Source organism: Neobacillus niacini (assembly GCF_030817595.1).
In the GTDB taxonomy this organism is placed as follows: Bacteria; Bacillota; Bacilli; order Bacillales; family Cytobacillaceae; genus Neobacillus; species Neobacillus niacini_G.
In genome coordinates this window covers 5,824,112-5,847,669 of the sequence record NZ_JAUSZN010000001.1, presented here as the reverse complement: position 1 = coordinate 5,847,669, position 23,558 = coordinate 5,824,112, and the positions used below count along the sequence as shown (strand labels likewise).

Below are 23,558 nucleotides of genomic sequence, written 5' to 3'. Positions count from 1 at the left end.
CTCTTATGACTGAAAGGAAGCCTGCGGTACATGAACCACTGCATTATTCGTTTCGGCTGCTTTCGTTTGTTTTTCTACAAGCTCTTCAATATTAAATATTTTCATAAATAAATCCAATGCCTCTTCAGCGTCTGGACGAGCAGCCAATTCTTTTGCTTGTAAGATAGGGTCTTTTAACAGCTGGTTGATAATGCTCTTTGTATGTTTATTTAGAACCTTTCTATCTCTGTCCGATAAATGAGGGAGCTTGCGTTCAATGCTGATCATCGTTTCGGATTGAATAGCAGCTGCCTTATCTCTTAGAGCAGATATAACAGGAACTACTCCCAGCAATCCGAGCCATTGCTTGAAATCAACAATTTCCTTCTCAATCATCAACATGATAACTTGAGCTGCTTTCTTGCGCTCCTGAAGGTTTGCCTCAACAATCCCTTCTAAATCATCGATATCATACAAAAAGACACTTTCAAGCTCTGCGATTCTTGGATCTAAGTCACGTGGAACAGCAATATCAACCATAAATAATGGCTTGCCCTTACGCTTTTTCTCTACTTTTTCCATCATAGCTTTTGTAATGACAAAATCCTTTGCTCCTGTTGAACTGATCAGGATATCTGCGTCAATCAAGGAATTTTGGAGTTCATCAACCGTTTTGGCCTCACCAGAGAAACGGTTAGCCAGAACCTTAGCCTTATCAAACGTACGATTGATAACCGTAACTTTTCTTACACCATTGCCATGCAGGTTTTGCGCCGCAAGCTCACCCATTTTACCAGCACCAAAAATGAGAACATGCTTATTCTCAAGTGATCCGAAAATTTTCTTCGCTAGTTCAACGGCAGCATAACTGACTGAGACCGCATTGGCACCAATATCTGTTTCAGCATGTCCGCGCTTCGCAAGTGTAATCGCCTGCTTAAATAGCTGGTTAAAGACCGTACCTGTCGTTCCAAGTTCTTGAGCTAACATAAAGCTCGTACGAACCTGCCCTAATATTTGTGTTTCCCCTAAAACCATGGAATGAAGGCCGCATGCTACCTTGAATAAATGTTCAATAGCCCCGTCCTCTTCGTAAACAAATAGAAAAGGTGAAAACTCAGATTGCTCAATTCCGAACCATTCAGATAAAAATTCTTTTATATAATAGCGTCCAGTATGCAGCTGATCGACAACCGCATATATCTCTGTACGATTACATGTAGAGACAATGATATTTTCAAGGATGCTTTTTTTGGTATTTAATTTTTTTATTGCATCCCCAAGCTCGGCTTCATTAAATGTTAACCGCTCGCGGATTTCCACAGGGGCAGTTTTATAGTTTAGACCGATCACTACAATATGCATTTTTGAAGTACACCCCCAATAAGTAATACAAAAACTACTAATACATTATTAACTAGTCTGATTATAACACGGGTATTTTCAATTTTTACTCCGTAATTGTGAACAGAATACGAAAGAATATGTTACTATAAAAGCGGAAGCGCCTCTAGGCGCTGAAGCCAGCCATATATAGGAAAAAAAGTTCAGTAATTAATAAATATATCATCCTTATGTACAGTACCAAAAAAATAGACTAGATTCAAGTAAACCTTTCTGGAAGTGGTGTTAAAATGAAGAATCAGCGTGTTTTCCCTGGAATTATTCTCATAGGCTTTGGAGCCTTTCTATTCTTACAGCAATCGGGATTTACAGTTTTACAGACATTGTATTCGTGGCCGACACTTCTTATTATTATCGGCATCGCTTTTTTAGGACAGGGATACTCTGCAAATGACCATGAAGCCATCTTACCAGGTGTCATCATCGCAGGTTTTGGCCTTCATTACCATATGGCCGGCAAAATCTTAATTTGGCCGAACAACACAATTGGTATGCTTGTATTATTTATATCCATCGGCTACTTTCTACGTTTTCAAAAAACGAATAATGGTTTGTTTCAAGCGTTTCTCTTTTTAGTATTGGCATTATTGCTATTATTTTACGACAAAGTTGCAGAATATTTTGGGTTACTACAAAATGGTCTAAGTTTTGTTTGGAAGTTTTGGCCAGCCATAATCATTCTTGTCGGAATCTACTTCCTTTTTAAAAAGAAAAAATAAACGTCAGGCGGAAATTGCCTGACGTTTTTCTTACATATAGCTCTGCAATATAGACCACGCTTTATCTTTTCCTTCACCAGTTTCGGATGAGAAAAGAACGATTTGATCATTTTCATCTAAATCGAGCGTTTCCTTTGTTACTTTTAAATGTTTCTGCCATTTCCCTCTTGGGATTTTATCTGCCTTTGTCGCGATGATGACACAAGGAATACCATAATGCTTTAAGAAATCATACATCATGACATCATCCTGTGTGGGCGGGTGTCGTAAGTCAACAATTAAAACTGCTGCTTTTAATTGTTCCCGGGAGGTAAAATACGTTTCAATCATTCTTCCCCAAGCAGCACGCTCGGACTTCGAAACCTTCGCGTATCCATAACCAGGAACATCGACAAAGTGAAGGATTTCATTGATTAAATAAAAATTTAACGTTTGTGTTTTACCTGGCTTTGACGAAATTCTTGCAAGCCCTTTTCGGTTTAACATTTTATTGATAAAAGAAGACTTACCAACATTCGAGCGACCTGCTAATGCAAATTCAGGCAGGTCTGTTTCTGGGTATTGCTCTGGCCTGACGGCACTGATGACGATATCGGAACTAACTACTTTCATTGCAATCCACCTTCTACTAGTGCATGCCGAAGAACTTCATCGACATGTGAAACAAGCACAAACTCTATTTCATTTCTGACACTTTCTGGAATATCATCGATATCCATTTCATTATCCTTAGGGAGAATGACTTTTGTTAATCCTGCACGATGAGCACTGAGTGTTTTTTCTTTTAATCCGCCAATTGGAAGCACCCGGCCTCTTAGTGTAATCTCACCTGTCATTCCTACTTCACGGCGAATGGCTCTGCCCGTTAGCGCCGACACAAGTGCAGTGGCCATTGTGATTCCTGCAGATGGACCATCTTTTGGAACAGCACCTTCTGGAACATGAATGTGAACATCATATTTTTCATGGAAATTTTCTTCAATTCCAAGTTCACCGGCTTTAGAACGAATATAGCTAAATGCCGCCTGGGCCGATTCTTTCATGACGTCCCCAAGTTTACCTGTTAGTACGAGTCTTCCTTTACCTGGCGATAAAGACACTTCAATTTGCAAGGTATCACCGCCAACAGTTGTGTAAGCTAGACCTGTCGCAACTCCAACTTGATCCTCTGTTTCTGCTTGACCATAACGGAATTTAGGCTTACCAAGGAACTCCTCCACATTCTTTTCCGTAACAACGACACGTTTTTTCTCACCTGAAACAACGATTTTCGCTGTCTTACGGCAGATGGTAGCCATTTGTCGCTCGAGGCTCCGCACACCTGCTTCACGGGTATAATATCTGACCACCTTAAGAATCGCGTCATCACGCACTTGGAGAATGCCTTTTGTCAGCCCATTTTCTTTAATCTGTTTTGGCAGCAAATGGTCTCTTGTAATATGAACTTTTTCAATCTCTGTATAACCAGCAATCGTAATAATTTCCATCCTATCTAAAAGTGGACCTGGAATCGTTGACAAATTATTGGCGGTCGCAATGAACATCACTTTTGAAAGGTCATAGGTTTCTTCGATATAATGATCGCTAAAATTATGGTTTTGTTCCGGATCCAGTACCTCAAGCATTGCAGACGAAGGATCACCACGGAAGTCGCTGGACATTTTATCAATCTCATCTAATAAAAAGACTGGATTAATGGTTCCTGCCTTTTTCATTCCCTGGATAATTCGACCTGGCATTGCTCCAACATAGGTTCTTCGATGACCGCGAATTTCAGATTCATCACGAACACCACCGAGGGATACACGGACAAAATTACGATTTAATGAATTTGCAATCGAGCGTGCTAAGCTTGTTTTTCCTACTCCTGGTGGTCCAGCAAGACATAAAATAGGTCCTTTTAAGGAATTGGTCAGTTTCTGAACCGATAAAAACTCCAATACACGTTCTTTTACTTTTTCAAGACCGAAATGGTCTTGATTGAGGATTTTTTCAGCACGATGAATATCAATATCATCGTCGGTCTTCTTCGACCATGGAATCGTAATCAGCCATTCAATATAGTTACGAATAACGGCACTTTCTGCTGAGCTTGAAGGCACTTTTTCATAGCGGTCCAGTTCTTTTAATGCAGTTTGCTGAACATTCTCAGGCATACCCGCATTTTTAATTTTTTCCGTTAGTTCAGCGATTTCACCGGTTTTGCCTTCTTTATCGCCTAATTCCTTCTGAATCGCCTTCATTTGCTCACGCAGGTAATATTCCTTTTGCGTCCTTTCCATGGAACGCTTTACTCGCTGCCCAATCTTCTTCTCTAGATTAAGCACTTCTTTTTCATTTTGAATGGTATCAATGACCATATTCATTCGTTGCTTAACATCAATGGTTTCAAGTATTTCTTGTTTTTCTTTCAGTTTGATTGGCAAATGAGAAGCAATAATATCTGCCATTCTACCTGGTTCTTCAATGTCTACCACCGAAGCATAGGTTTCTGCGGAGATTTTTTTCGATAACTTTATGTATTGCTCAAAATACTCAAGCATTGTTCTCATTAATGCCTGGTCTTCTACATCCTTTGTTGTTGCTTCTTCATATGTCACAATGCTGACCGCATAATAATCGTCCTCATCATGAAATGCTTGTATTTTTGCTCTGTTTAGTCCCTCAACCAATACTCGAATGGTTCCATTTGGAAGTTTAAGCATTTGTTTAACCTTCGTTAATGTACCAATTTGGTATAAATCCTCTTCAGAAGGATCGTCTATTGCAATATCCTTTTGGGTTGTTAAAAAAATTAAATGGTCATCTACCATCGCTTTTTCAAGGGCTTCAACCGATCTTTCACGTCCAACATCTAAATGAAGGACCATTGTCGGATATACAAGCAACCCTCGAAGCGGCAGGAGGGGGACGATCAATTCTCTCTCTTTCGCCATTAAATTGCACCTCCACATGCATCAATCAATCTTTCTTGCTCATAAAAGCAGAAATCGTCTTTGTACAATTCTATCTCATTTGCAAATATGTGTCTAATAATACAATTAACAGCGAGGCGACTGCCCAGGGGCGACTAGGCAAATGTTCTTCATCCTAAAAGTCGCTTTTTGACTTTTTGGGGGAAGGTTATTTGCCATCGAGCCCCTAGGAGCCACAGCTAGTTAAGAAAGCCACAATATCTGCTTGTCAATATATATTTTAATTTTCCCAAACTAGCACCATTTCTTTCATAAAAAACACTTCGGTTTTTACAACCGAAGTGTAATGGTTAAATGGATTCTTTTTTAGAAAGCTCGACAGAAGCCGGAATGACTTGATTTTGGGCGAGGTTATTGACGAGCGCGATGTCAAAAACCTCACTTAAATGGGTAACCGGAACAATCCGGATTCCCTTAATTTCATTTAATATCGATTGCATATTTTCTTCAGGGATGATAACGGTGGTGGCACCAGCTTTCTGAGCTGCCTTCACCTTAGGGTATACGCCGCCGATTGGCTTCACGTTTCCATGAATGCTTATTTCTCCTGTCATCGCTACCTTGTTATCTATCGGAACTTTGTAAATAGCCGAATAAATCCCGGTTGCCATTGCAATTCCTGCAGATGGACCATCGATTGGAACACCGCCTGGGAAATTCACATGAATATCAAAATCGCCGGCTGGCACACCCATTGACCGTAGAACGGTAATAACATTTTCAATCGAACCACGTGCCATACTTTTCCTGCGGATGGATTTCCCTTGTCCGCCAATGCTTTCTTCATCGACAATCCCGGTAATGTTAATGGTTCCCTTATCTTTGGCAGGGATGACCGTTACTTCTATTTCCAGCAATGCCCCTGTATTTGGACCATAAACGGCTAGTCCATTTACGAGACCCACTCGAGAATCATCATTAATCTTTCTTTCCATTCTTGGTGATAATTGACTAGAATGAGCCACCCATTCTAAATCTTCGTCTTTTATAAAATTGCGCTCATCGGTAATCGCCAGCCCTGCAGAAATTTGAATCATATTTACCGCTTCGCGCCCATTTCTCGCATATGTAGATAAAATATCCAATCCGGCTTCACTAATGTCTAGTTTTACTTTTTCAGCTGCTTTTTTCCCGACTTGAATAATTTCTTCTTGCGTTAAGTCTCTGAAAAAAACTTCCATACAGCGTGAACGGATGGCAGGTGGTATTTCACTTGGCGTTCTAGTTGTGGCACCGATTAAGCGAAAGTCTGCCGGCAGACCGTTCTTAAAAATATCATGGATATGTGTAGGAATCTGATTATTTTCTTCATGATAATAGGCACTTTCAAGAAATACTTTTCGGTCTTCAAGAACCTTTAAAAGCTTGTTCATTTGAATCGGGTGCAGCTCGCCGATCTCATCAATAAATAAAACACCGCCATGCGCATTGGTAACTGCGCCTTGCTTCGGCTGAGGTATCCCCGCTTGTCCCATTGCTCCCGCACCTTGATAAATCGGATCGTGAACCGAACCAATTAGTGGATCAGCAATGCCTCTTTCATCAAACCGAGCAGTTGTTGCATCTAATTCAATGAAGACAGAGTTTTGTTTAAATGGAGATTTTTGATTTTTTTTCGCTTCTTCTAAAACTAATCGAGCAGCAGCTGTCTTTCCTACCCCTGGTGGTCCATAAATAATGACATGCTGAGGATTTGGTCCACATAATGCTGCTTTTAATGACTTTATACCGTCTTCTTGTCCAACAATATCCTGGAAGCTAGTCGGACGTACTTTTTCAGCTAATGGTTCTGTTAATGATATGGATCTCATCTTTCGAAGCTGTTCCATTTCCTTACGGGATTCCCGATCAATGGAAACCTTTTGTGTCCGTTGGTTCCTTAGCAAATTCCAAAAATACAGCCCAATGATAATTCCGAAAAACAGCTGTACAAATAAGGCAATCCCCGTCCAACTCATAATTTTCCCTCCTGCTACAGTAAACTTAAGTAGTTATTTATAAGTATTTCCTGCATAGAGAGGGAATAAACCACAAATTGTAAGAAACTGTTTTTGTTGGAATGTATAATCCGCAAAAAAAGAACCCAGTAATTTAACTGGGTCCTCTTAGTAGCTATGATTAAGCAGATTTTTCTTCTGCTACAACGGTTCCGTCTTCTAAGACAAGTTTCGGAACACTATTGTCGATAACTGTTTCTTTTGTAATGATACATTTCTGAATATCATCACGAGAAGGAAGGTCAAACATGACATCAAGCATGATTCCTTCAATAATAGAACGTAATCCACGTGCGCCTGTTTTACGTTCAATCGCTTTCTTCGCGATCTCACTAAGTGCGCCTTCCTCGAATTCCAATTCTACTTCATCGATTTCAAGCATTTTTTGATATTGCTTAACTAACGCATTCTTAGGCTTCGTTAAGATTTCAATTAATGCTGACTCATCTAGCTGCTCAAGACTTGCAATAACAGGCAGACGACCAATAAATTCAGGAATTAAACCGAAGCGGAGTAAGTCCTCAGGTAATACTTTTGAAAGAAGTTCTTTCTGTGTAATTTCCTGTTGTTGTTTAACATCAGAGCCAAAACCAATAACTTTTTGACCTAAGCGGCGCTTAATGATTGGTTCGATACCATCAAACGCACCACCGCAAATAAATAAAATATTTGTTGTATCGATTTGAATGAATTCTTGGTGTGGATGTTTACGTCCGCCTTGTGGGGGAACGCTCGCAACCGTACCTTCTAGAATTTTTAATAATGCTTGCTGTACACCTTCACCAGATACATCTCGTGTGATCGAAGGATTTTCTGATTTACGGGCAATTTTATCAATTTCGTCAATATAAATAATACCCTTTTCAGCTTTTTCCACATCGTAATCAGCGGCTTGAATCAATTTTAACAGAATATTTTCTACGTCTTCCCCAACATAACCAGCTTCAGTTAGAGAAGTGGCATCAGCGATTGCAAATGGAACATTTAGAATGCGCGCTAATGTCTGAGCTAATAAAGTTTTACCACTTCCAGTTGGTCCAATCATAGCGATGTTGCTCTTAGAAAGTTCAACATCATCAATCTTACTGTTAGAATTGATACGCTTGTAATGATTGTAAACTGCAACCGATAGCGATTTTTTAGCTTGATCTTGACCAATGACGTACTCATCAAGAATTTCACAGATTTCTCTCGGCTTTGGAACGTCTTTGAATTCTACTTCTTCTTCTGTTCCTAGCTCTTCTTCAACGATTTCTGTGCAAAGCTCGATACACTCGTCACATATATAAACACCTGGTCCGGCTACCAATTTACGTACTTGGTCTTGTGTCTTCCCACAGAAGGAACACTTTAATTGGCCTTTTTCATCATTAAATTTAAACAATTCTTTCACCCCTTGAAAACGTGTTATAACACTATTTAAAGTTGCGTAACACAAACAAAAATCCGTTTCTTTTTCGATACGATTCAGCGGTATGTATTGCATTGTAACACATGGACCCAGCGGACTGGTAATAAAAAGCCTTCTTCAACTATGTTTTTCTGAAAGCGGATTTTTGTTAGCTGCACTTTAAATGATTCCTATGTACCCATTAAGCATAACCATTTTTCATCAAATTAAATCTTTGATAATGCCGGTTTTACTTAATTCGCTATGTAAAACTGTTTTTCCTGCATGCATTTGCATTATGTTCCTGCCTGCTTGTTGTTAGAAAAGCGGAAGCGCCTTGTCCAGGGGCGACAGGCATAAGACGAGCCGGCAGAAAGGTTGCTTTTTAACCTTTTTGACGGATTGGCTTATGACCCCGAGCCCCTAGGCGCTGTAGCTCGACATTAAAAAGGTTTCCCTGTACTTATTATAATATGTAATTGAAAAATTGTATAAAAACAGGCACGATAAACTCGTGCCATGTTTTAACAATACTTATTATTTTTTATTTTCGATTAAGAATTCAACCGCTTTTTGCTTTTGAAGATCACCTTTGATACCATCAACGCCGCCAAGTGCTGCCTTAATGTTATCAACAGTCATATTGTACATACCAGCCATTTTTTCAAGCTCAGCATTTACATCTTCGTCAGTAGCTTCAATGTTTTCAGATTTTGCGATTGCTTCAAGCGTTAACGCAACGCGAACACGGTTTACTGCTTCTTCTTTCATTTGCTCACGTAAAGCATTTTCATCTTGACCTGAGAATTGGAAGTAAAGCTCAAGGTTCATACCTTGCATTTGTAAACGTTGCTCGAATTCTTGAAGCATACGGTTTACTTCGTTTGTTACCATAACTTCTGGAATTTCAACTTGTGCATTTTCAGCCGCTTTTTCAACTAAAGAATCACGTAGGTGATGTTCAGCTTCGTGCTTCTTGCTGTCTTCTAAGCGAGTTCTGATTTTTTCTTTTAATGCATCTAATGTTTCAACTTCATCATCAACATCTTTTGCAAACTCGTCATCTAATGCAGGAAGTTCTTTACCTTTAATTTCATGAACTGTTACTTTGAACACTGCTGGCTTACCAGCAAGTTCAGCTGCATGGTATTCTTCAGGGAAAGTTACTTCAACGTCTTTAGATTCGCCAGTAGCTACTCCTACTAACTGCTCTTCAAATCCTGGAATGAATGAGCCAGAACCTAATTCAAGTGAATGATTTTCAGCTTTTCCGCCTTCAAATGCTTCACCATCAACGAAACCTTCAAAGTCAAGAACAACAGTATCACCAAGTTCAGCAGTACCTTCTTCTTTTACCACAAGCTCAGCTTGACGGTTTTGAAGAGTTTCTAATTCTTTTGCTACATCCTCGTCAGTTACAGTTGTGTCGAACTCTTCTACTTCTAAACCTTTGTACTCGCCTAATGTTACTTCAGGCTTAACTTGTACAGTCGCTTTGAAGATAAGTTCTTTACCTTTTTCCATTTGTTCGATGTCGATATCAGGACGGTCGATTGGTTCGATTCCTGCTTCGTCAATTGCATTTCCGTATGCTTCTGGTAGAAGAATATCTAATGCATCTTGGTAAAGAGATTCTACGCCAAAGCGCTTTTCGAACATTGGACGTGGCATTTTTCCTTTACGGAAGCCAGGTACATTTACTGTCTTAACAACTTTATTAAAAGCTGCAGTTAAGCCTTCATTTACTTTTTCAGCACTTACTTCAACAGTAAGGACACCAGTGTTTCCTTCAAGCTTTTCCCATTTTACTGTCATACTATTTCCCTCCAACAATCTATTATCATTTCATTCGTAACGAATTTGTCAGGATAATGAATTACCCTCTTTTTTTATGTAAAAGATAGTTTTTACACAATGCAACCCTTACATTATAACACAGGATTTTTTTCTTTCAACAGAGTTACCTATATATTGGGATAAGAAATTTCTTCTAATTCTCTTATTTTCGCGAGTGCCTGCTCTATCTTTTCAGTAGAAATCTCGTATTCATCTGAAATATCATCGACATCCGGTTCTCCGCCTAGGTAGTCAAGAACTAACAAGTGAAAAGCAGCAGCCCAGGCTCTCGCAGCTTCAGGCTTGAGCACAAAAGGATAACTTATAAAGAAAATCCTTTCTACCATTCCTTTCATATTTTCAAATAGAACCGGGTCACTATTTTCTAATTTTGCCTCTAGTATCTTTTCTATTTCCTTCATTCTCGGCTGTGTTTGAACGTCTGGAAGTTCTGTGGGGATAAGGCTTAAGTCCTCATTAAATTTCTTAACCTCTATTTTCTTATCATATTCCTGCTCTTTTAATAGGGTCAGGAGCATAGTTTTCAAGAAAGGGTGACCAGATTCTGAGTTGAGGTATTCTTTGATTTCATCCATATATGGACGAATATTTTTCTCCGCCAAACTCGATATAGCAAGCATTTGCTCATTTAAATTTTTTAGTGAAGATAGTTTGAGCTCTTTCAGATGGGTCTCTTCTTTTGCTTCTTCCATCGGTTCCTGCTGACTATTGTCAGCCATCCGTTTACTAAATTGGAGGATGGTGAGGAAATGATCATGCCTGTCCGGTGGGATTTCTTTTTCGTCAAACAGGGCTTCAATCGTTGAAACAATTTCCTGATATTCATGCAGTTGTATTAAGATGGTCAGATACAAATCGACCATATGAAAATACTCCCCGATGCCCTTTAATAGCATTTCATTCGCTAAGTCTTTCGCTTTTATATAGGCTCCTGCTTCAAAGTATGCGAGCACGAGTCCTATTAATATGTCACTATTTTCTGGGTCATGAGCCTTCGCTTCCTCGAGCAAAGTAATAGCTTCTTGGTATCTCTTGTTTTGAAGGCTCTCAAGACCCTTATCCGTCAATCTCTTTTCGAGTCCGGGAAGGAATATTATATTATCTTTCCGTTTCGCTCGTTCCCGTTTTTTCATACTTTGTACCGTCCTCTGCAGAAAAGCCTCAGCGCCTTGTTCAGGGGCGACCAGCGCCGGAGGGCCTGCTGGTGAAGTCTGGTTTTTGACTTCATCAGCAGGACCGAAGCGACTCGAGCCCCTAGGCGCTAAAGCTAGACATATTCTATATGGAAAATAGTGTAGCATGAATTGGATAAAAAACAAAAAAACTCACCTTCTGATAGGGGGAAATTAGGTACTTCATCTGATTGTTAACTTAATTGTGTTGATCCTGATTTATGGGCACTATATAACGGTGATTGTTACCGTAATTCTGCTGCTCCCGATTTATCGGCACTATTTACCCCTGATTGTTTCCGTAATTCTGCTGCTCCCGATTTACCGGCACTATTTACCCCTAGAAATAACACGAATTTTAAAAACAAAAAAACTCACCTTCTGAAGGTGAGTAATATTTATTGGTATGTAGTTAAATGGCGTCCCAGGAGAGATTCGAACTCCCGACCGTACGCTTAGAAGGCGTATGCTCTATCCGGCTGAGCTACTGGGACGTAATAAGTATTTCAAAGACAAGATTTATTATATAATCGATATACATTAAAGTCAACACTATTTTAAAACTTTTTTTTATAAAATAAAATGGGGGGGAAGAAAAAGTCTTCCCTCATTTTTTCGGCAAAGCAAAATCAAAGGTTAAATCTTTTAATTCCCGTCCACTGATGTCATAAACGGACATTTTGATTTTTTCATCTAATAATTCTAAGATCACATAGGTTTTTTCGAAACGTTCCCTTGGCAAACGAATACTGCCAGGATTCAAGAACAACGTACCCCCAATAACTTCTGCTCCCAATACATGGGAATGTCCGAAACAGACAATATCTGCTCCAACTTCCGCTGCCTTGTATTTTAAGTTCATTAGTGACGACTTAACTGAATATCTGTGACCATGAGTAACAAAAAACTTACGGCCAGCTATCTCGGTAGTAGTTTCCAATGGATAGCCGCCAAAATCGCAATTTCCCTTGACCGTCAAATACCCATTCATCACTTTATCGTCGGGCATCATTTCAGAATCACCACAATGAATCATTAAATCTACTTCGTTTAGATGCCTCTCCCTTAAAACCTCAAGCTCGTTCGTTAAACCGTGGCTATCACTAACAACAAGAACTTTGCTCATGATTATTCCGCTCTTTCTACAATAGAATCTAACATACCTTCAAGCTTTCTCAAAGCATTCGCTCGATGACTTATTTTATTCTTTTCATCAGAGGATAGTTCTGCCATCGCGCGGCCTTTCTCTGGCACATAAAACACAGGGTCATAACCAAAACCATTTGTTCCCCTTTGCTCCTCGAGAATTCGACCTTCACATGTCCCAGCTACAGTGATCGTTTCTTTCCCTGGCATCGCTACAGCAAGCGCACAATAAAACCGAGCGGTACGCTCTTCTTCAGGAACGCCTTTCAATTCAAGCAATACTTTTTCAAGATTTTTCTGATCGTTTTTAGGCTCCTCTCCAGCATAACGTGCTGAATATATACCTGGTCTGCCTTCTAAGGCGTCAACGATTAAACCAGAATCATCACCAATCACGATTTTATTTAATTGCTGGGAAACCGCTTCTGCTTTTAACGTGGCGTTTTCTTCAAAAGATGTCCCGGTCTCTTCTACATCCTCTATATCAGGATAATCAAGCAGTGTCCGGACTGCAATGCCTCTCGGTGCAAAAATATGTTCAAATTCCTTTGCTTTACCCGGATTTTTAGTTGCAATAATAACTTCCTTCATAACTCCATATCCCCTTATTTCTTTCGTCTTGCTTCAATTTTCGAGGTGATTTCTTCCCCTAACGCAGATTTTTGATGTTCAAATAGCTCCATCAGCCCTTCTTGAGCTGCACCTAAAAGGTCCTGAAGCTGTTGGTATGAGAATGTAGATTCTTCGCCCGTTCCCTGTAATTCTACAAACTCACCATTTCCTGTCATAACGATATTCATATCGACAAGTGCTTTAGAATCTTCTGCGTAATTTAGATCTAGCACTGTTTCATTATTTTTTAAAATTCCAACACTGGTTGCTGCTAAGTAATCAGTAATGGGGAATTTAAAACCCTTTTTTTCACCAAGTCGATTGAGGGCAATTGCCATTGCAACAAATGCTCCAGTAATCGAGGCAGTCCTTGTTCCCCCATCAGCTTGTATGACATCACAATCAATCCATACTGTTCTTTCCCCTAGCGCGGATAAGTCGACAATCGCTCTTAATGCTCGTCCAATTAACCTCTGAATCTCCATCGTTCTTCCGGTGACCTTCCCTTTTGAAGATTCACGAATGTTTCTTGTTTCCGTTGCACGAGGCAGCATAGAATATTCAGCGGTGATCCAGCCTTTGCCTTCTCCACGCATAAAAGGTGGAACTCTCTCCTCAATACTTGCTGTGCAAATTACCTTTGTATTCCCCACTGAAATTAGGACTGAGCCTTCTGGGTGCATTAAATAACCTGTTTCAATATGTATGGGTCTTAATTGCAGTCGTTCTCTACCATCAACACGCACAACTTTTTTCCTCCTTGTGGATGGGAATACCTCTCCCACCGTTTGTCATCTCTAAAATCAAATAAAGAAGAGGAAGCCAAAAGGCAACCTCCCTGATTGTCACTATATAGTATATCAAAAATATATTTTTAGAAACTACCTGTGTTGACTTTTTCTGGACGAGTGACTGGTTCAGAAACTTTTTCACCCTTATCATTAACGAGTTCTGCCTTGCCATCCACTGTAACCGCAACACTTTCAATACCCTTTTGTTCCGTTAATGAAAGGACAAGGGCGTTTAATAAGTGTTCAGAAACAATTTTTTCTTCAAAGCTTCCATAGATGGATTTATTAAAGTTTAACGTTACCTTTCCATCTTCAATTTTCGGAGCTTCTAGCAGTTCTACGTCAGGCATAAACTCAGAAACCAGATTAGATTTTACATTTGGACCTTTTACCAGCTCATTGACAACTGCGACGACATTATTCTTTTCGCTCGTGCTAACCCGTTTTGTCACAGGTACATAATAATAATTGTCTTCTTCACCGCCAATATAATATACGGTCACTGGCTTTGTGTTCGTAATATCCGTAACGCCGGCAGTATCATGATTGATACCTGTAGCTCTCGATAGATTCTCACTAATTGGTGTTCCGTTTACAGGCATTTCATTTAAATCATGTCCGTTCATCTGAAGCTTTACCTTCTTCACTGAATCAAATTGTGTAAGTGTCCAGGTGACCGCTTCAAGGATCCTTCTTTCATCTTCAGGCTGATAGTTTTTAAATTCCTTCGAGAAGTCAACCACGGCTACACCATCTTTAATGTTAACGGAAACTTGGGTTTCTTCTGGCAGCACAGCCCGGAAATCATTTGGCAGCATGTCGGTAACCGGTCCGTTAGCCACTAAGTATTCTAATGCTTGCTTCGCTACGGAAGAAGTTTTTGGCAGTGTAAGTGTTTGTGGCACCACTAACCCATCTTTATTAATTAAGTATAACTCTGTTTTTACTGTTCCTTCGACTTCTTCACTCTTACCGGTGGTTTCCTTAGTCGGGTTTGTATCGCTCACTGTAACCTGCTTTGGCGGATCTACCTTTTTCTGCTCTTCAGTACCGAACAAACCACACCCCGATAATAGAAGTGTTGAAGCAAAAACGGCTGTAACAAGGGGTTTTACTTTATTTTTAGACATATTTTTTCCCTCCTAAGACAGTTTGTACTAACATGTATACGAGCCTATGAAAATAATTAGACCGCCTTTAGAAAGAAAAATAGGACATTCTTTCATTTTTTTTCAAAAAAAATAAGCTCCTTTAATAGGAACTTAATTATAATTTAATCTTTTTAACATTATTTATAGGTACTCCGAGCCACTGCGAAGCGATTTTTGAAAAGATATACCTAGACCCCGTGGTATAAAATTCATGCTCCGGCTCATTCTCATCCGATTCGAGTATATTGTTATACTGGAGAATCGCACTAATTTCCCTTGCTGTTTCATCCCCAGAACTGATAACATTCACACCTTCACCCATAACTTTTTGAATGAGTGGTTCAAGCAAAGGGTAATGGGTACAGCCAAGGATTAGTGTATCTAAGTTTTGATTTTGCAACGGCTGTAATGCTTCGATGACAATTCTTTCTGCGATCTCCCCATCGTACTCACCACTTTCAACAAGTGGCACAAACTTTGGACAGGCTTGTCCAGTAACATATAACCGGCTGTTTAATGCTTTTAACGCTTTTTCGTAGGCTCCGCTTTTAATTGTACCTACTGTACCAATAATCCCTACTCGATAGTTCTTTGTCCGTTTGATAGCAGTGCGTGCCCCAGGGTAGATTACTCCGATCACTGGTATGCTTAGCTTATTCCTAATTTCATCCAAGACAGCCGCCGTTGCCGTATTACAAGCAATGACCAGCATTTTAATATTTTTTTCTAACAAAAATGTTGTTAGTTCCCAGGTGAATTTTTTTACTTCCTTCAGAGGTCTAGGGCCGTATGGACACCTTGCCGTATCCCCTAAATATATAATTTTCTCATTCGGAAGCTGCCTCATAATTTCTTTTGCAACCGTTAATCCACCAACTCCGGAATCTATGACACCAATTGGTTGTTTCAAAATCCTCGCCTCTTTTTTAACGCATATCTTGATGCAGTTTCATCAAATTGGTTTGAAGTTGTTGAATTTCTTCTACTGAGAAATTGGTTAAAACTTCCTCTAAGTACACTTGACGCTTCTTTATTACTTCGTCTATTATTCTTTCGCCTTCTTCAAGTAAGTGAATTCTGACAACACGGCGGTCCTTAGGATCCTTTACCCTTACAACCAGTTGGTTTTTTTCCATCCGGTCTACAAGGTCGGTTGTCGTACTAAAGGCTAAATACATTTTAGTAGACAGCTCACCAATGGTCATATCACCATCTTCAAAAAGCCACTGTAACGCAACAAATTGTGGCGGCGTAATTTTATAATGACTGAGCATTTCCCTGCCTTTTTGCTTAATAATACCTGAAATATAACGTAAATCTTTTTCTAAACTAGCGACAATTTCTGCGCTGACCTTTTGTGTATTTTCTACAGTCATTTCTATAACACTCCTATATTGGATTCCCTTTGCCTTGTTTTCGTAGACTTTAGCCGTTCTTTCATCTTGCTCTATTTTCTACTTTTTTCGATAAAATTTCAAGTTGAAACATATGCCACTGCAAATTCATATGTATATATCTAGATTTTCCGCGTATAAAAACATGAACCGGCCTCCCGTAGGAAGCCGGTCATGATTAAAGTTCTAGCTCTCCCATACGAAGGAGCTCTACAACTGCTTGTGAACGCCCCTTAACACCAAGCTTTTGCATAGCATTGGAAATATGATTTCGAACCGTCTTCTCGCTTATAAATAATTCACCAGCGATTTCCTTAGTAGTTTTATCCTGTACTAAGAGTTCGAATACTTCTCTTTCACGTTTGGTGAGTAACGGCTTGTGAGTATATTCATTCTCCTTCAAGTATTGTGACCCTCCTTGCCTTCGCCAGTTATGAACCGTTGGGTGGGTATATATTTAGTCACGATATCTTATGTAACTGACACATCTAGAGTGACTAGAAATGCTTTAAGGAGAATAATTTTGTAAAAAAAAAAATCAATAAAAAAAGTCCTTATGTTAAAAGGACTTTAAATTGGCTTCGCATATATGATATAGCGTTGTGGAGCGTTACCGATATAACGGAATGGATAACACGTGATAACGATTAATTCTTCTTTAGTGTTTTGCAGGGTAATGATTGTCCGATCTTCTGCATCTACAATCTTCGTATTCGTTAATTCATATTTAAATTTCCCATTTGGTAATTGAATTTCAAAGATATCTCCAGGCTCAAGCTCACCTAGGCGTCGAAATACAGTATCTCGATGTCCAGATAAAACGATTTGTCCATTTTCACCTGGGAAGTACGATCCCTTATAATGCCCGACTCCTTTTTTTAAATCATTCGGGTCGGTACCTTCAACAATCGCTAATTCAGATTTAATCTTCGGTATCGAAAGCAAACCTACCGTGTCCCCAAATTTAGGAGGATCAATTTTTTTTAGATTCTTAATCGGTTCTTCTTCATCATATTTAGACTCTGCCTTTGCTACAATTCTTTTGGCCTCTTTTAATGTAGAGTCGCTCATAAAATTAGTCTCAACGATTTGCCATACACCGATACCAATGATAACTAGTCCTGCCAAAATGATTAATAACGGAAGCTTTTTCACCCTCAGGTACCATCCTTTTTTCTTACTTCAAATCACTTTACTATTAGTATACCAAAAGGTCGTTCAAAAGTCCCTGTCTCTAAGATAAGAAAAACCCCCTTTTCGTGATAGAAAAGAAGGGTTTAAGACTTTATGCGTTGTCGCTTCCGAAGAAGTTTCTAAACGCTTGGAAGGTTGTATCACGGTTTAATGCTGCAATTGAAGTCGTTAATGGGATCCCTTTTGGACATGATTGTACACAGTTCTGTGAGTTACCACAGTTAGCTAGTCCACCATCACCCATAATTGCTTCTAAGCGCTCTGCACGATTCATCTCACCAGTTGGATGTGCATTAAACAAACGCACCTGTGAAAGTGGCTGAGGGCCAATAAAGCTTGAATTGCTGTTTACATTTGGGCAAGCCTCAAGGCAGACACCACATGTCATACATTTTGAAAGTTCGTAAGCCCATTGACGCTTTTTCTCTGGCATACGTGGACCAGGTCCTAAATCGTATGTTCCATCGATTGGAATCCAAGCTTTTACTTTCTTTAATGCATCAAACATTCTGCTGCGGTCTACCTGAAGGTCACGCACAACCGGGAATGTTCTCATTGGCTCTAGACGGATTGGCTGCTCCAATTGATCAACAAGTGCAGAACATGATTGGCGCGGCTTGCCATTAATCACCATTGAGCAAGCTCCACAAACTTCTTCAAGACAGTTACTGTCCCAAGTTATCGGAGTAGTAGCTTGTCCTTTTGTGTTAACAGGGTTTCTACGAATTTCCATTAAAGCAGAAATTACGTTCATATTCGGACGATACGCTAATTCAAACTCCTCTTCATAAGGAGCAGAATCAGGGCTATCTTGACGGGTAACAATAAATTTTACTGTTTTATTTTCAGACATGTGTTCCTACTCCCCTTTCTTTTTTGCATAGTTGCGTTCACGAGGCTTGATTAAGGAAACGTCAATATCCTCGTAATGGAAAGCTGGTGCAGATGAGCCATCAACAAATTTTGCCATTGTCGTTTTTAAGAAGTTTTCATCATCACGGTTCGGGAATTCAGGCTTATAATGCGCGCCGCGGCTTTCATTACGATTGTAAGCACCGATTGTGATTACTCGTGCCAATTGAAGCATGTTTTGCAATTGACGCGTAAAGGTTGCTCCTTGATTGCTCCATTTGCTTGTATCTTGAATGTTAATATTTTTATAACGTTCTAATAACTCTTGAATCTTATCATCTGTCTTCAATAATCTGTCGTTATGGCGAACAACTGTTACATTATCAGTCATCCATTCGCCAAGCTCTTTATGAAGAACGTACGCATTTTCCGTACCATTTAAAGACATAATAGAAGCCCACTTATCTTCTTGTTCCTTTACATGACGATCAAATACCATTGATGATACAGCATCTGAGCTCTTCTCAAGACCTTTGATATATCTAACAGCATTCGGTCCAACGACCATACCGCCATAAATAGCAGAAAGTAATGAATTCGCACCTAAACGATTGGCACCGTGCTGTGAATAATCACACTCACCGGCAGCAAAAAGTCCAGGAATATTTGTCATTTGGTCATAATCAACCCATAGCCCGCCCATTGAATAGTGCACGGCAGGGAAAATTTTCATCGGAACTTTACGAGGATCGTCACCCATGAATTTTTCATAGATTTCAATGATTCCACCAAGTTTAATATCTAATTCTTTTGGATCCTTATGTGAAAGATCTAGGTATACCATGTTTTCGCCATTAATACCCAGCTTCTGATCCACACAGACAGAGAAAATTTCACGTGTCGCAATATCACGTGGTACTAGGTTTCCGTAAGCAGGATACTTTTCCTCAAGGAAATACCATGGTTTTCCATCTTTATATGTCCAAACACGTCCGCCTTCACCACGTGCTGATTCACTCATTAAGCGAAGCTTATCATCACCAGGAATAGCAGTTGGATGAATTTGAATCATCTCACCATTTGCGTAATATGCACCTTGTTGATAAACAATAGATGCAGCAGAACCTGTATTGATAACAGAGTTCGTTGTTTTTCCAAAGATGATTCCAGGGCCGCCGGTCGCCATAATGACAGCATCGCCAGCAAAGGATTTAATCTCCATTGTTGTGAGGTTCTGAGCAACAATTCCGCGGCAAACTCCATCGTCATCCACAACTGAGCCTAAGAATTCCCATCCTTCGTACTTTGTTACTAATCCTGCTACTTCATGACGACGAACCTGCTCGTCCAATGCATAAAGAAGCTGCTGACCAGTTGTTGCACCAGCAAATGCTGTTCGTGAATGCTGTGTACCCCCGAAACGGCGGAAGTCCAAAAGTCCTTCTGGAGTTCTGTTAAACATAACACCCATCCGGTCCATTAAGTGAATAATTCCAGGTGCTGCTTCGCACATCGCCTTAACTGGCGGCTGGTTAGCCAAGAAATCTCCGCCATAAACGGTATCATCAAAGTGAATCCATGGAGAATCGCCTTCTCCTTTTGTATTTACTGCTCCATTCATACCACCTTGGGCACAAACAGAGTGGGAACGTTTAACTGGAACAAGTGAGAATAATTCTACTGGTGTTCCTTCTTCTGCAACTTTGATGGTTGCCATTAAGCCGGCTAAGCCGCCGCCAACTATGATCACCTTACCCTTACTCATTGTGACTCACTCCCTTAATCCAAAAATCCGATATTTTTCAATACAGAGTATGAAGTTTATTTTTTAAACAAACGCTAAAAGTGTGCTGATTCCTATGATTGATAGGACAATGAAAACGCCAATGGTAAAATATGTAGAAATTACTTGTGAACGTGGGGAAACTGTAATACCCCAGCTTACGAAGAATGACCACAAACCATTTGCAAAGTGGAAAATAGTTGAAATGACTCCAATCAGATAGAAACCAAACATGAATGGTGAAGAAAGGATGTCTGCCATCATGTCATAGTTAACATGCGCACCAAATGCTGCTGCAACGCGAGTTTGCCATACGTGCCATGTAATAAAGATTAACGTAATGACACCTGATACACGTTGTAATAGGAACATCCAGTTTCTGAAGTATCCATATTTTCCGGCATTATTTTTTGCAGTAAAAGCAATATAAAGGCCATAGATTGCATGAAATAAAATTGGTAAATAAATAATCACTGTTTCTAGGACAATTCTAAAAGGAAGGTTCCCCATAAAATTAGCCGCATTGTTAAAGGCCTCTGGCCCTCTTGTAGCAAAATTGTTTACTACTAGATGCTGCATTAGGAATACTCCTATTGGAATTACCCCTAGTAATGAATGCAATCTTCGATTCAAAAACTCTCGATTCCCCGCCATAATTAACCCCCCTTGAATTTTTAAAATGATGTTAAGCATTTTTGTCTCTATTGTTTTTAAATAGAATTCATAACTTAGCACCAGTGTGACAATAATGTGACAAGTCCATTTTACTCCCATCGGGTATTAGCGTCAAGAAAACGGATACACAAAAGTTTCATAAAAATAAAATTTTTAAAATATATTGATATTATAATAAATTAAAAGTTTTATGTCTTGCAAATGGAATTATCTTGTATTAAATCCAGTAAATAATTAAATTTTATCTATAGCCCCTTCTCATAAATGGGAAACATAATTATGATGAAAGACAGGCTATCGTATTGCAAAATAACAATCCTTTACCACTCTAACGCTTTACACTATATTTCATAAAAAGTGTTCTTAACTTAAAGCCGTAATTGTATATAATAGAATGGTAGAAAGAGGGGAAGCAAAATGAATGAAAGTACTGCCATCGAACTTACTCTAGAATCGAATGAACCAAGAAATATTTCATTGTTTGGTTATGAATTGATTCGAGAATTCATACTGCCAGATATTCTAGGAAAAGACACACCTGAAATCCTTTACTGGGCCGGAAAACGGTTAGCTCGAAACCACCCTTTAAACAGCCTTGATGAAATCATCGATTTTTTCTCAAAAGCTTCGTGGGGACAGCTCGTACTAATAAAGGAGCGTAAGGATGAAATCGAATTTGAACTTGTCAGCCCGTTAATCGTTTCGCGAGTGAAATCAAAAGCCGAACATTTCTTCCAAATTGAAGCCGGCTTTCTAGCTCAACAAATCGAACTCCAAAAACAAGTCATCGCCGAGACCTTCGAACACCCAGTTAAAAAAGCCAACAAAGTCCTATTCACCGTCAAATGGGATCGTAAAGACACACTTTAGTATGTAGAAAAGCTTTCATCAGGCACTCCCGATGAAAGCTTTTTTTATTATTGGTTGTCTGCAGAAAGACCAAATGCTTGGTGCAGTACTTCTACTGCCTTCAGCATGTGTTTTTCTTCGACTACTGCTGAAACTTTAATTTCTGAGGTGCTGACCATTTTAATTTGAATCTCGTTTGCCGCTAGTACTTCAAACATCTTCGCTGCTACCCCAGGGTTTGAAATCATCCCGGATCCAACAATCGATACTTTTGCCAGTTTGTTTTCAGCGTCGAGCTGTTCATAGTTCAGAACATCTTTGCTGTTTTCAAGGACATTTAATGTTTCCATAAGGTCCTGCGTTTTAATGGAAAAAGCAAGATTTGCTGATTCTGCTTCTGTTGTGCTTTGAACAATAATATCTACGTTCAAATGGTTCTCAGCTAAGGTTGTAAAAATAGTTGATAAACTTGTTAGAGAATTGGCAAGTCCCAAGACACTCACCTTTGTGATTTCATCTTCAAATGCCACTCCACGGACTACAAGGTTTTGTTCCATTGATGCTTCCTCCTCAATTACTGTTCCTTCTACTCTCTCCATACTTGAGCGAACCTCAAGTTTGACTTGATAGTTTTTCGCAAATTCTACTGCTCTTGGATGTAATACTCCTGCACCTAAATTCGCCAGCTCGAGCATTTCATCATAAGACACAGACTGTAATTTACGCGCACTCTTCACATATCTAGGGTCAGTGGTGAATACACCCGTTACATCTGTATAAATATCACATTTATCTGCCTTTAATGCAGCTGCGAGGGCCACCGCCGTCGTATCCGAACCGCCACGGCCAAGAGTAGTAATCTCTCCATTTTCTGTAATCCCTTGGAAGCCAGCGACAATTACCACTTTACCCGCAGCAAGCTGATTTTTTACCGCTTCTGTATTAATGGTCGTAATGCGGGCATTTCCATGAACTGGCTCCGTGACAATTCCTGCCTGCCATCCTGTAAACGAAACAGCAGGAAGATTCTGTTCATTTAGAGCCATTGACAATAAGGCAATTGTCACTTGTTCTCCTGTACTTAACAGCATATCCATGTCCCGTTTGTTAGGAGTTGCGGAAATTTCTTTTGCCAGATCCACCAGTTGATCAGTGGATTTCCCCATTGCCGAAACAACCACTACAACCTGATTCCCTTGATCGGTTTCATCTTTAACTCTTTGTGCTACATTTAGAATTCTTTCTACACTTCCAACCGAAGTACCGCCAAACTTTTGTACAATTAAACCCATCTTTTCCCCTGCTTTCAGTTATAGGTTTAGCTATCATTATATGTTTCCCCGCAAAAAAATAAAAAAGCAATGAGAGGGCATCTCATTGCTTGAATACACAAAAAAATTCTGCGTCTACAATGTAAGATAGCTCTCCAAGGCATTAAGCCTTGACAATCCGGCATTTATTAAATGCAAGACCAGCAAAGAAAGAAATGAGACTTTCTTCACTTCGGCGAACATCCCCTTTCATGATTCATCACCGAAGCTCATCCTTCTCCGAATCACTACTATTGAAGCTCGCACCTCTACCTTCACTTTAGTATTAAAAAGTGATAGTAATATAA

At 39.6% G+C, this 23,558-nt stretch carries 22 protein-coding genes, 1 tRNA gene and 1 riboswitch; of the genes, 2 read left to right on the top strand and 21 right to left on the bottom strand.

Annotation, left to right across the window (positions count from 1 at the left end; all coding sequences use genetic code 11):
* Window positions 1-3: 3 nt before the first annotated feature.
* Window positions 4-1,344, bottom strand: a complete 1,341-nt coding sequence (gene hemA, locus QFZ31_RS27730) for a glutamyl-tRNA reductase (RefSeq protein ID WP_307309359.1) — start codon at window positions 1,342-1,344, stop codon at window positions 4-6.
* A 269-nt stretch (window positions 1,345-1,613) separates the two neighbouring features.
* On the opposite strand from hemA, the gene QFZ31_RS27725 reads away from it, so the two are divergent.
* The gene (locus QFZ31_RS27725; RefSeq protein WP_307309357.1) at window positions 1,614-2,102 is read left to right on the top strand and encodes a LiaI-LiaF-like domain-containing protein; all 489 of its coding nucleotides are present in this window, start codon (window positions 1,614-1,616) and stop codon (window positions 2,100-2,102) included.
* A gap of 30 nt (window positions 2,103-2,132) precedes the next feature.
* Here the strand turns inward: QFZ31_RS27725 and yihA are convergent, their stop codons facing one another.
* The 19 genes from yihA to QFZ31_RS27630 form a co-directional block, all read right to left on the bottom strand.
* Complete coding sequence (gene yihA / locus QFZ31_RS27720) at window positions 2,133-2,714, bottom strand: ribosome biogenesis GTP-binding protein YihA/YsxC (RefSeq protein WP_307309355.1); 582 nt, start codon at window positions 2,712-2,714, stop codon at window positions 2,133-2,135.
* Complete coding sequence (lon, locus tag QFZ31_RS27715) at window positions 2,711-5,038, bottom strand: endopeptidase La (protein WP_307309352.1); 2,328 nt, start codon at window positions 5,036-5,038, stop codon at window positions 2,711-2,713. The genes yihA and lon overlap by 4 nt, the downstream gene beginning before the upstream one ends.
* A gap of 329 nt (window positions 5,039-5,367) precedes the next feature.
* A complete protein-coding gene (gene lonB / locus QFZ31_RS27710) occupies window positions 5,368-7,035 on the bottom strand; it encodes an ATP-dependent protease LonB (RefSeq protein WP_307309350.1) in 1,668 nt (555 codons plus the stop codon).
* Window positions 7,036-7,195: 160 nt separating this feature from the next.
* Window positions 7,196-8,458, bottom strand: a complete 1,263-nt coding sequence (clpX, locus tag QFZ31_RS27705; protein WP_307309348.1) for an ATP-dependent protease ATP-binding subunit ClpX — start codon at window positions 8,456-8,458, stop codon at window positions 7,196-7,198.
* Between the two features lie 543 nt (window positions 8,459-9,001).
* Window positions 9,002-10,279: a trigger factor gene (gene tig, locus QFZ31_RS27700; RefSeq protein ID WP_307309346.1), complete on the bottom strand. Its 1,278-nt coding sequence runs from the start codon at window positions 10,277-10,279 to the stop codon at window positions 9,002-9,004.
* A 149-nt stretch (window positions 10,280-10,428) separates the two neighbouring features.
* The gene (locus tag QFZ31_RS27695; RefSeq protein ID WP_307309343.1) at window positions 10,429-11,454 is read right to left on the bottom strand and encodes a tetratricopeptide repeat protein; all 1,026 of its coding nucleotides are present in this window, start codon (window positions 11,452-11,454) and stop codon (window positions 10,429-10,431) included.
* Window positions 11,455-11,738: 284 nt separating this feature from the next.
* On the bottom strand, window positions 11,739-11,861 hold the full coding sequence (locus tag QFZ31_RS27690) for a hypothetical protein (RefSeq protein WP_307309340.1): 123 nt from the start codon (window positions 11,859-11,861) through the stop codon (window positions 11,739-11,741).
* Window positions 11,862-11,910: 49 nt separating this feature from the next.
* Window positions 11,911-11,987: transfer RNA gene (locus tag QFZ31_RS27685), tRNA-Arg, on the bottom strand.
* A 113-nt stretch (window positions 11,988-12,100) separates the two neighbouring features.
* Complete coding sequence (locus QFZ31_RS27680; protein ID WP_307309338.1) at window positions 12,101-12,619, bottom strand: metallophosphoesterase family protein; 519 nt, start codon at window positions 12,617-12,619, stop codon at window positions 12,101-12,103.
* A 2-nt stretch (window positions 12,620-12,621) separates the two neighbouring features.
* On the bottom strand, window positions 12,622-13,230 hold the full coding sequence (locus QFZ31_RS27675) for an XTP/dITP diphosphatase (protein ID WP_307309337.1): 609 nt from the start codon (window positions 13,228-13,230) through the stop codon (window positions 12,622-12,624).
* A gap of 14 nt (window positions 13,231-13,244) precedes the next feature.
* Window positions 13,245-13,997 carry a ribonuclease PH gene (gene rph, locus QFZ31_RS27670; RefSeq protein WP_179601955.1) on the bottom strand — a complete coding sequence of 251 codons (753 nt, stop codon included), beginning with the start codon at window positions 13,995-13,997 and terminating at the stop codon, window positions 13,245-13,247.
* 128 nt (window positions 13,998-14,125) lie between these two features.
* Window positions 14,126-15,172, bottom strand: a complete 1,047-nt coding sequence (locus QFZ31_RS27665; RefSeq protein WP_307309335.1) for a GerMN domain-containing protein — start codon at window positions 15,170-15,172, stop codon at window positions 14,126-14,128.
* Window positions 15,173-15,308: 136 nt separating this feature from the next.
* Entirely contained in the window at window positions 15,309-16,103 is a 795-nt protein-coding gene (gene racE / locus QFZ31_RS27660; protein ID WP_307309333.1) for a glutamate racemase, read from the bottom strand.
* A gap of 16 nt (window positions 16,104-16,119) precedes the next feature.
* Window positions 16,120-16,569: a MarR family winged helix-turn-helix transcriptional regulator gene (locus tag QFZ31_RS27655; protein ID WP_179601949.1), complete on the bottom strand. Its 450-nt coding sequence runs from the start codon at window positions 16,567-16,569 to the stop codon at window positions 16,120-16,122.
* Between the two features lie 196 nt (window positions 16,570-16,765).
* Window positions 16,766-16,990, bottom strand: coding sequence for a spore germination transcription factor GerE (gerE, locus tag QFZ31_RS27650; RefSeq protein ID WP_009796032.1), 225 nt, complete (start codon window positions 16,988-16,990; stop codon window positions 16,766-16,768).
* Window positions 16,991-17,157: 167 nt separating this feature from the next.
* Window positions 17,158-17,742 (bottom strand): class D sortase, encoded by a 585-nt coding sequence (locus QFZ31_RS27645; protein ID WP_307309330.1) that lies wholly within the window; start codon window positions 17,740-17,742, stop codon window positions 17,158-17,160.
* A 130-nt stretch (window positions 17,743-17,872) separates the two neighbouring features.
* The gene (gene sdhB, locus QFZ31_RS27640; RefSeq protein ID WP_307309328.1) at window positions 17,873-18,634 is read right to left on the bottom strand and encodes a succinate dehydrogenase iron-sulfur subunit; all 762 of its coding nucleotides are present in this window, start codon (window positions 18,632-18,634) and stop codon (window positions 17,873-17,875) included.
* Window positions 18,635-18,640: 6 nt separating this feature from the next.
* On the bottom strand, window positions 18,641-20,398 hold the full coding sequence (gene sdhA / locus QFZ31_RS27635; RefSeq protein ID WP_307309327.1) for a succinate dehydrogenase flavoprotein subunit: 1,758 nt from the start codon (window positions 20,396-20,398) through the stop codon (window positions 18,641-18,643).
* Between the two features lie 63 nt (window positions 20,399-20,461).
* Window positions 20,462-21,070 (bottom strand): succinate dehydrogenase cytochrome b558 subunit, encoded by a 609-nt coding sequence (locus tag QFZ31_RS27630; protein ID WP_307309325.1) that lies wholly within the window; start codon window positions 21,068-21,070, stop codon window positions 20,462-20,464.
* Between the two features lie 438 nt (window positions 21,071-21,508).
* On the opposite strand from QFZ31_RS27630, the gene QFZ31_RS27625 reads away from it, so the two are divergent.
* Window positions 21,509-21,961: a YslB family protein gene (locus QFZ31_RS27625; RefSeq protein WP_307309324.1), complete on the top strand. Its 453-nt coding sequence runs from the start codon at window positions 21,509-21,511 to the stop codon at window positions 21,959-21,961.
* A 47-nt stretch (window positions 21,962-22,008) separates the two neighbouring features.
* Here QFZ31_RS27625 and QFZ31_RS27620 read toward each other — a convergent pair whose 3' ends face one another.
* A complete protein-coding gene (locus tag QFZ31_RS27620) occupies window positions 22,009-23,232 on the bottom strand; it encodes an aspartate kinase (protein WP_307309322.1) in 1,224 nt (407 codons plus the stop codon).
* A gap of 119 nt (window positions 23,233-23,351) precedes the next feature.
* Window positions 23,352-23,530: riboswitch (Lysine riboswitch) on the bottom strand.
* Window positions 23,531-23,558: the final 28 nt, after the last annotated feature.

What these genes read in the sequence shown, in the direction of transcription:
- QFZ31_RS27695 (WP_307309343.1), bottom strand. Translation starts at nt 11,454, where the DNA reads ATGAAAAAACGGGAACGAGCGAAACGGAAAGATAATATAATATTCCTT.
- tig (WP_307309346.1), bottom strand. Translation starts at nt 10,279, where the DNA reads ATGACAGTAAAATGGGAAAAGCTTGAAGGAAACACTGGTGTCCTTACT.
- QFZ31_RS27680 (WP_307309338.1), bottom strand. Translation starts at nt 12,619, where the DNA reads ATGAGCAAAGTTCTTGTTGTTAGTGATAGCCACGGTTTAACGAACGAG.
- QFZ31_RS27620 (WP_307309322.1), bottom strand. Translation starts at nt 23,232, where the DNA reads ATGGGTTTAATTGTACAAAAGTTTGGCGGTACTTCGGTTGGAAGTGTA.
- lon (WP_307309352.1), bottom strand. Translation starts at nt 5,038, where the DNA reads ATGGCGAAAGAGAGAGAATTGATCGTCCCCCTCCTGCCGCTTCGAGGG.
- QFZ31_RS27655 (WP_179601949.1), bottom strand. Translation starts at nt 16,569, where the DNA reads ATGACTGTAGAAAATACACAAAAGGTCAGCGCAGAAATTGTCGCTAGT.
- sdhA (WP_307309327.1), bottom strand. Translation starts at nt 20,398, where the DNA reads ATGAGTAAGGGTAAGGTGATCATAGTTGGCGGCGGCTTAGCCGGCTTA.
- QFZ31_RS27630 (WP_307309325.1), bottom strand. Translation starts at nt 21,070, where the DNA reads ATGGCGGGGAATCGAGAGTTTTTGAATCGAAGATTGCATTCATTACTA.
- QFZ31_RS27665 (WP_307309335.1), bottom strand. Translation starts at nt 15,172, where the DNA reads ATGTCTAAAAATAAAGTAAAACCCCTTGTTACAGCCGTTTTTGCTTCA.
- yihA (WP_307309355.1), bottom strand. Translation starts at nt 2,714, where the DNA reads ATGAAAGTAGTTAGTTCCGATATCGTCATCAGTGCCGTCAGGCCAGAG.
- QFZ31_RS27625 (WP_307309324.1), top strand. Translation starts at nt 21,509, where the DNA reads ATGAATGAAAGTACTGCCATCGAACTTACTCTAGAATCGAATGAACCA.
- hemA (WP_307309359.1), bottom strand. Translation starts at nt 1,344, where the DNA reads ATGCATATTGTAGTGATCGGTCTAAACTATAAAACTGCCCCTGTGGAA.
- lonB (WP_307309350.1), bottom strand. Translation starts at nt 7,035, where the DNA reads ATGAGTTGGACGGGGATTGCCTTATTTGTACAGCTGTTTTTCGGAATT.
- QFZ31_RS27725 (WP_307309357.1), top strand. Translation starts at nt 1,614, where the DNA reads ATGAAGAATCAGCGTGTTTTCCCTGGAATTATTCTCATAGGCTTTGGA.
- sdhB (WP_307309328.1), bottom strand. Translation starts at nt 18,634, where the DNA reads ATGTCTGAAAATAAAACAGTAAAATTTATTGTTACCCGTCAAGATAGC.
- QFZ31_RS27675 (WP_307309337.1), bottom strand. Translation starts at nt 13,230, where the DNA reads ATGAAGGAAGTTATTATTGCAACTAAAAATCCGGGTAAAGCAAAGGAA.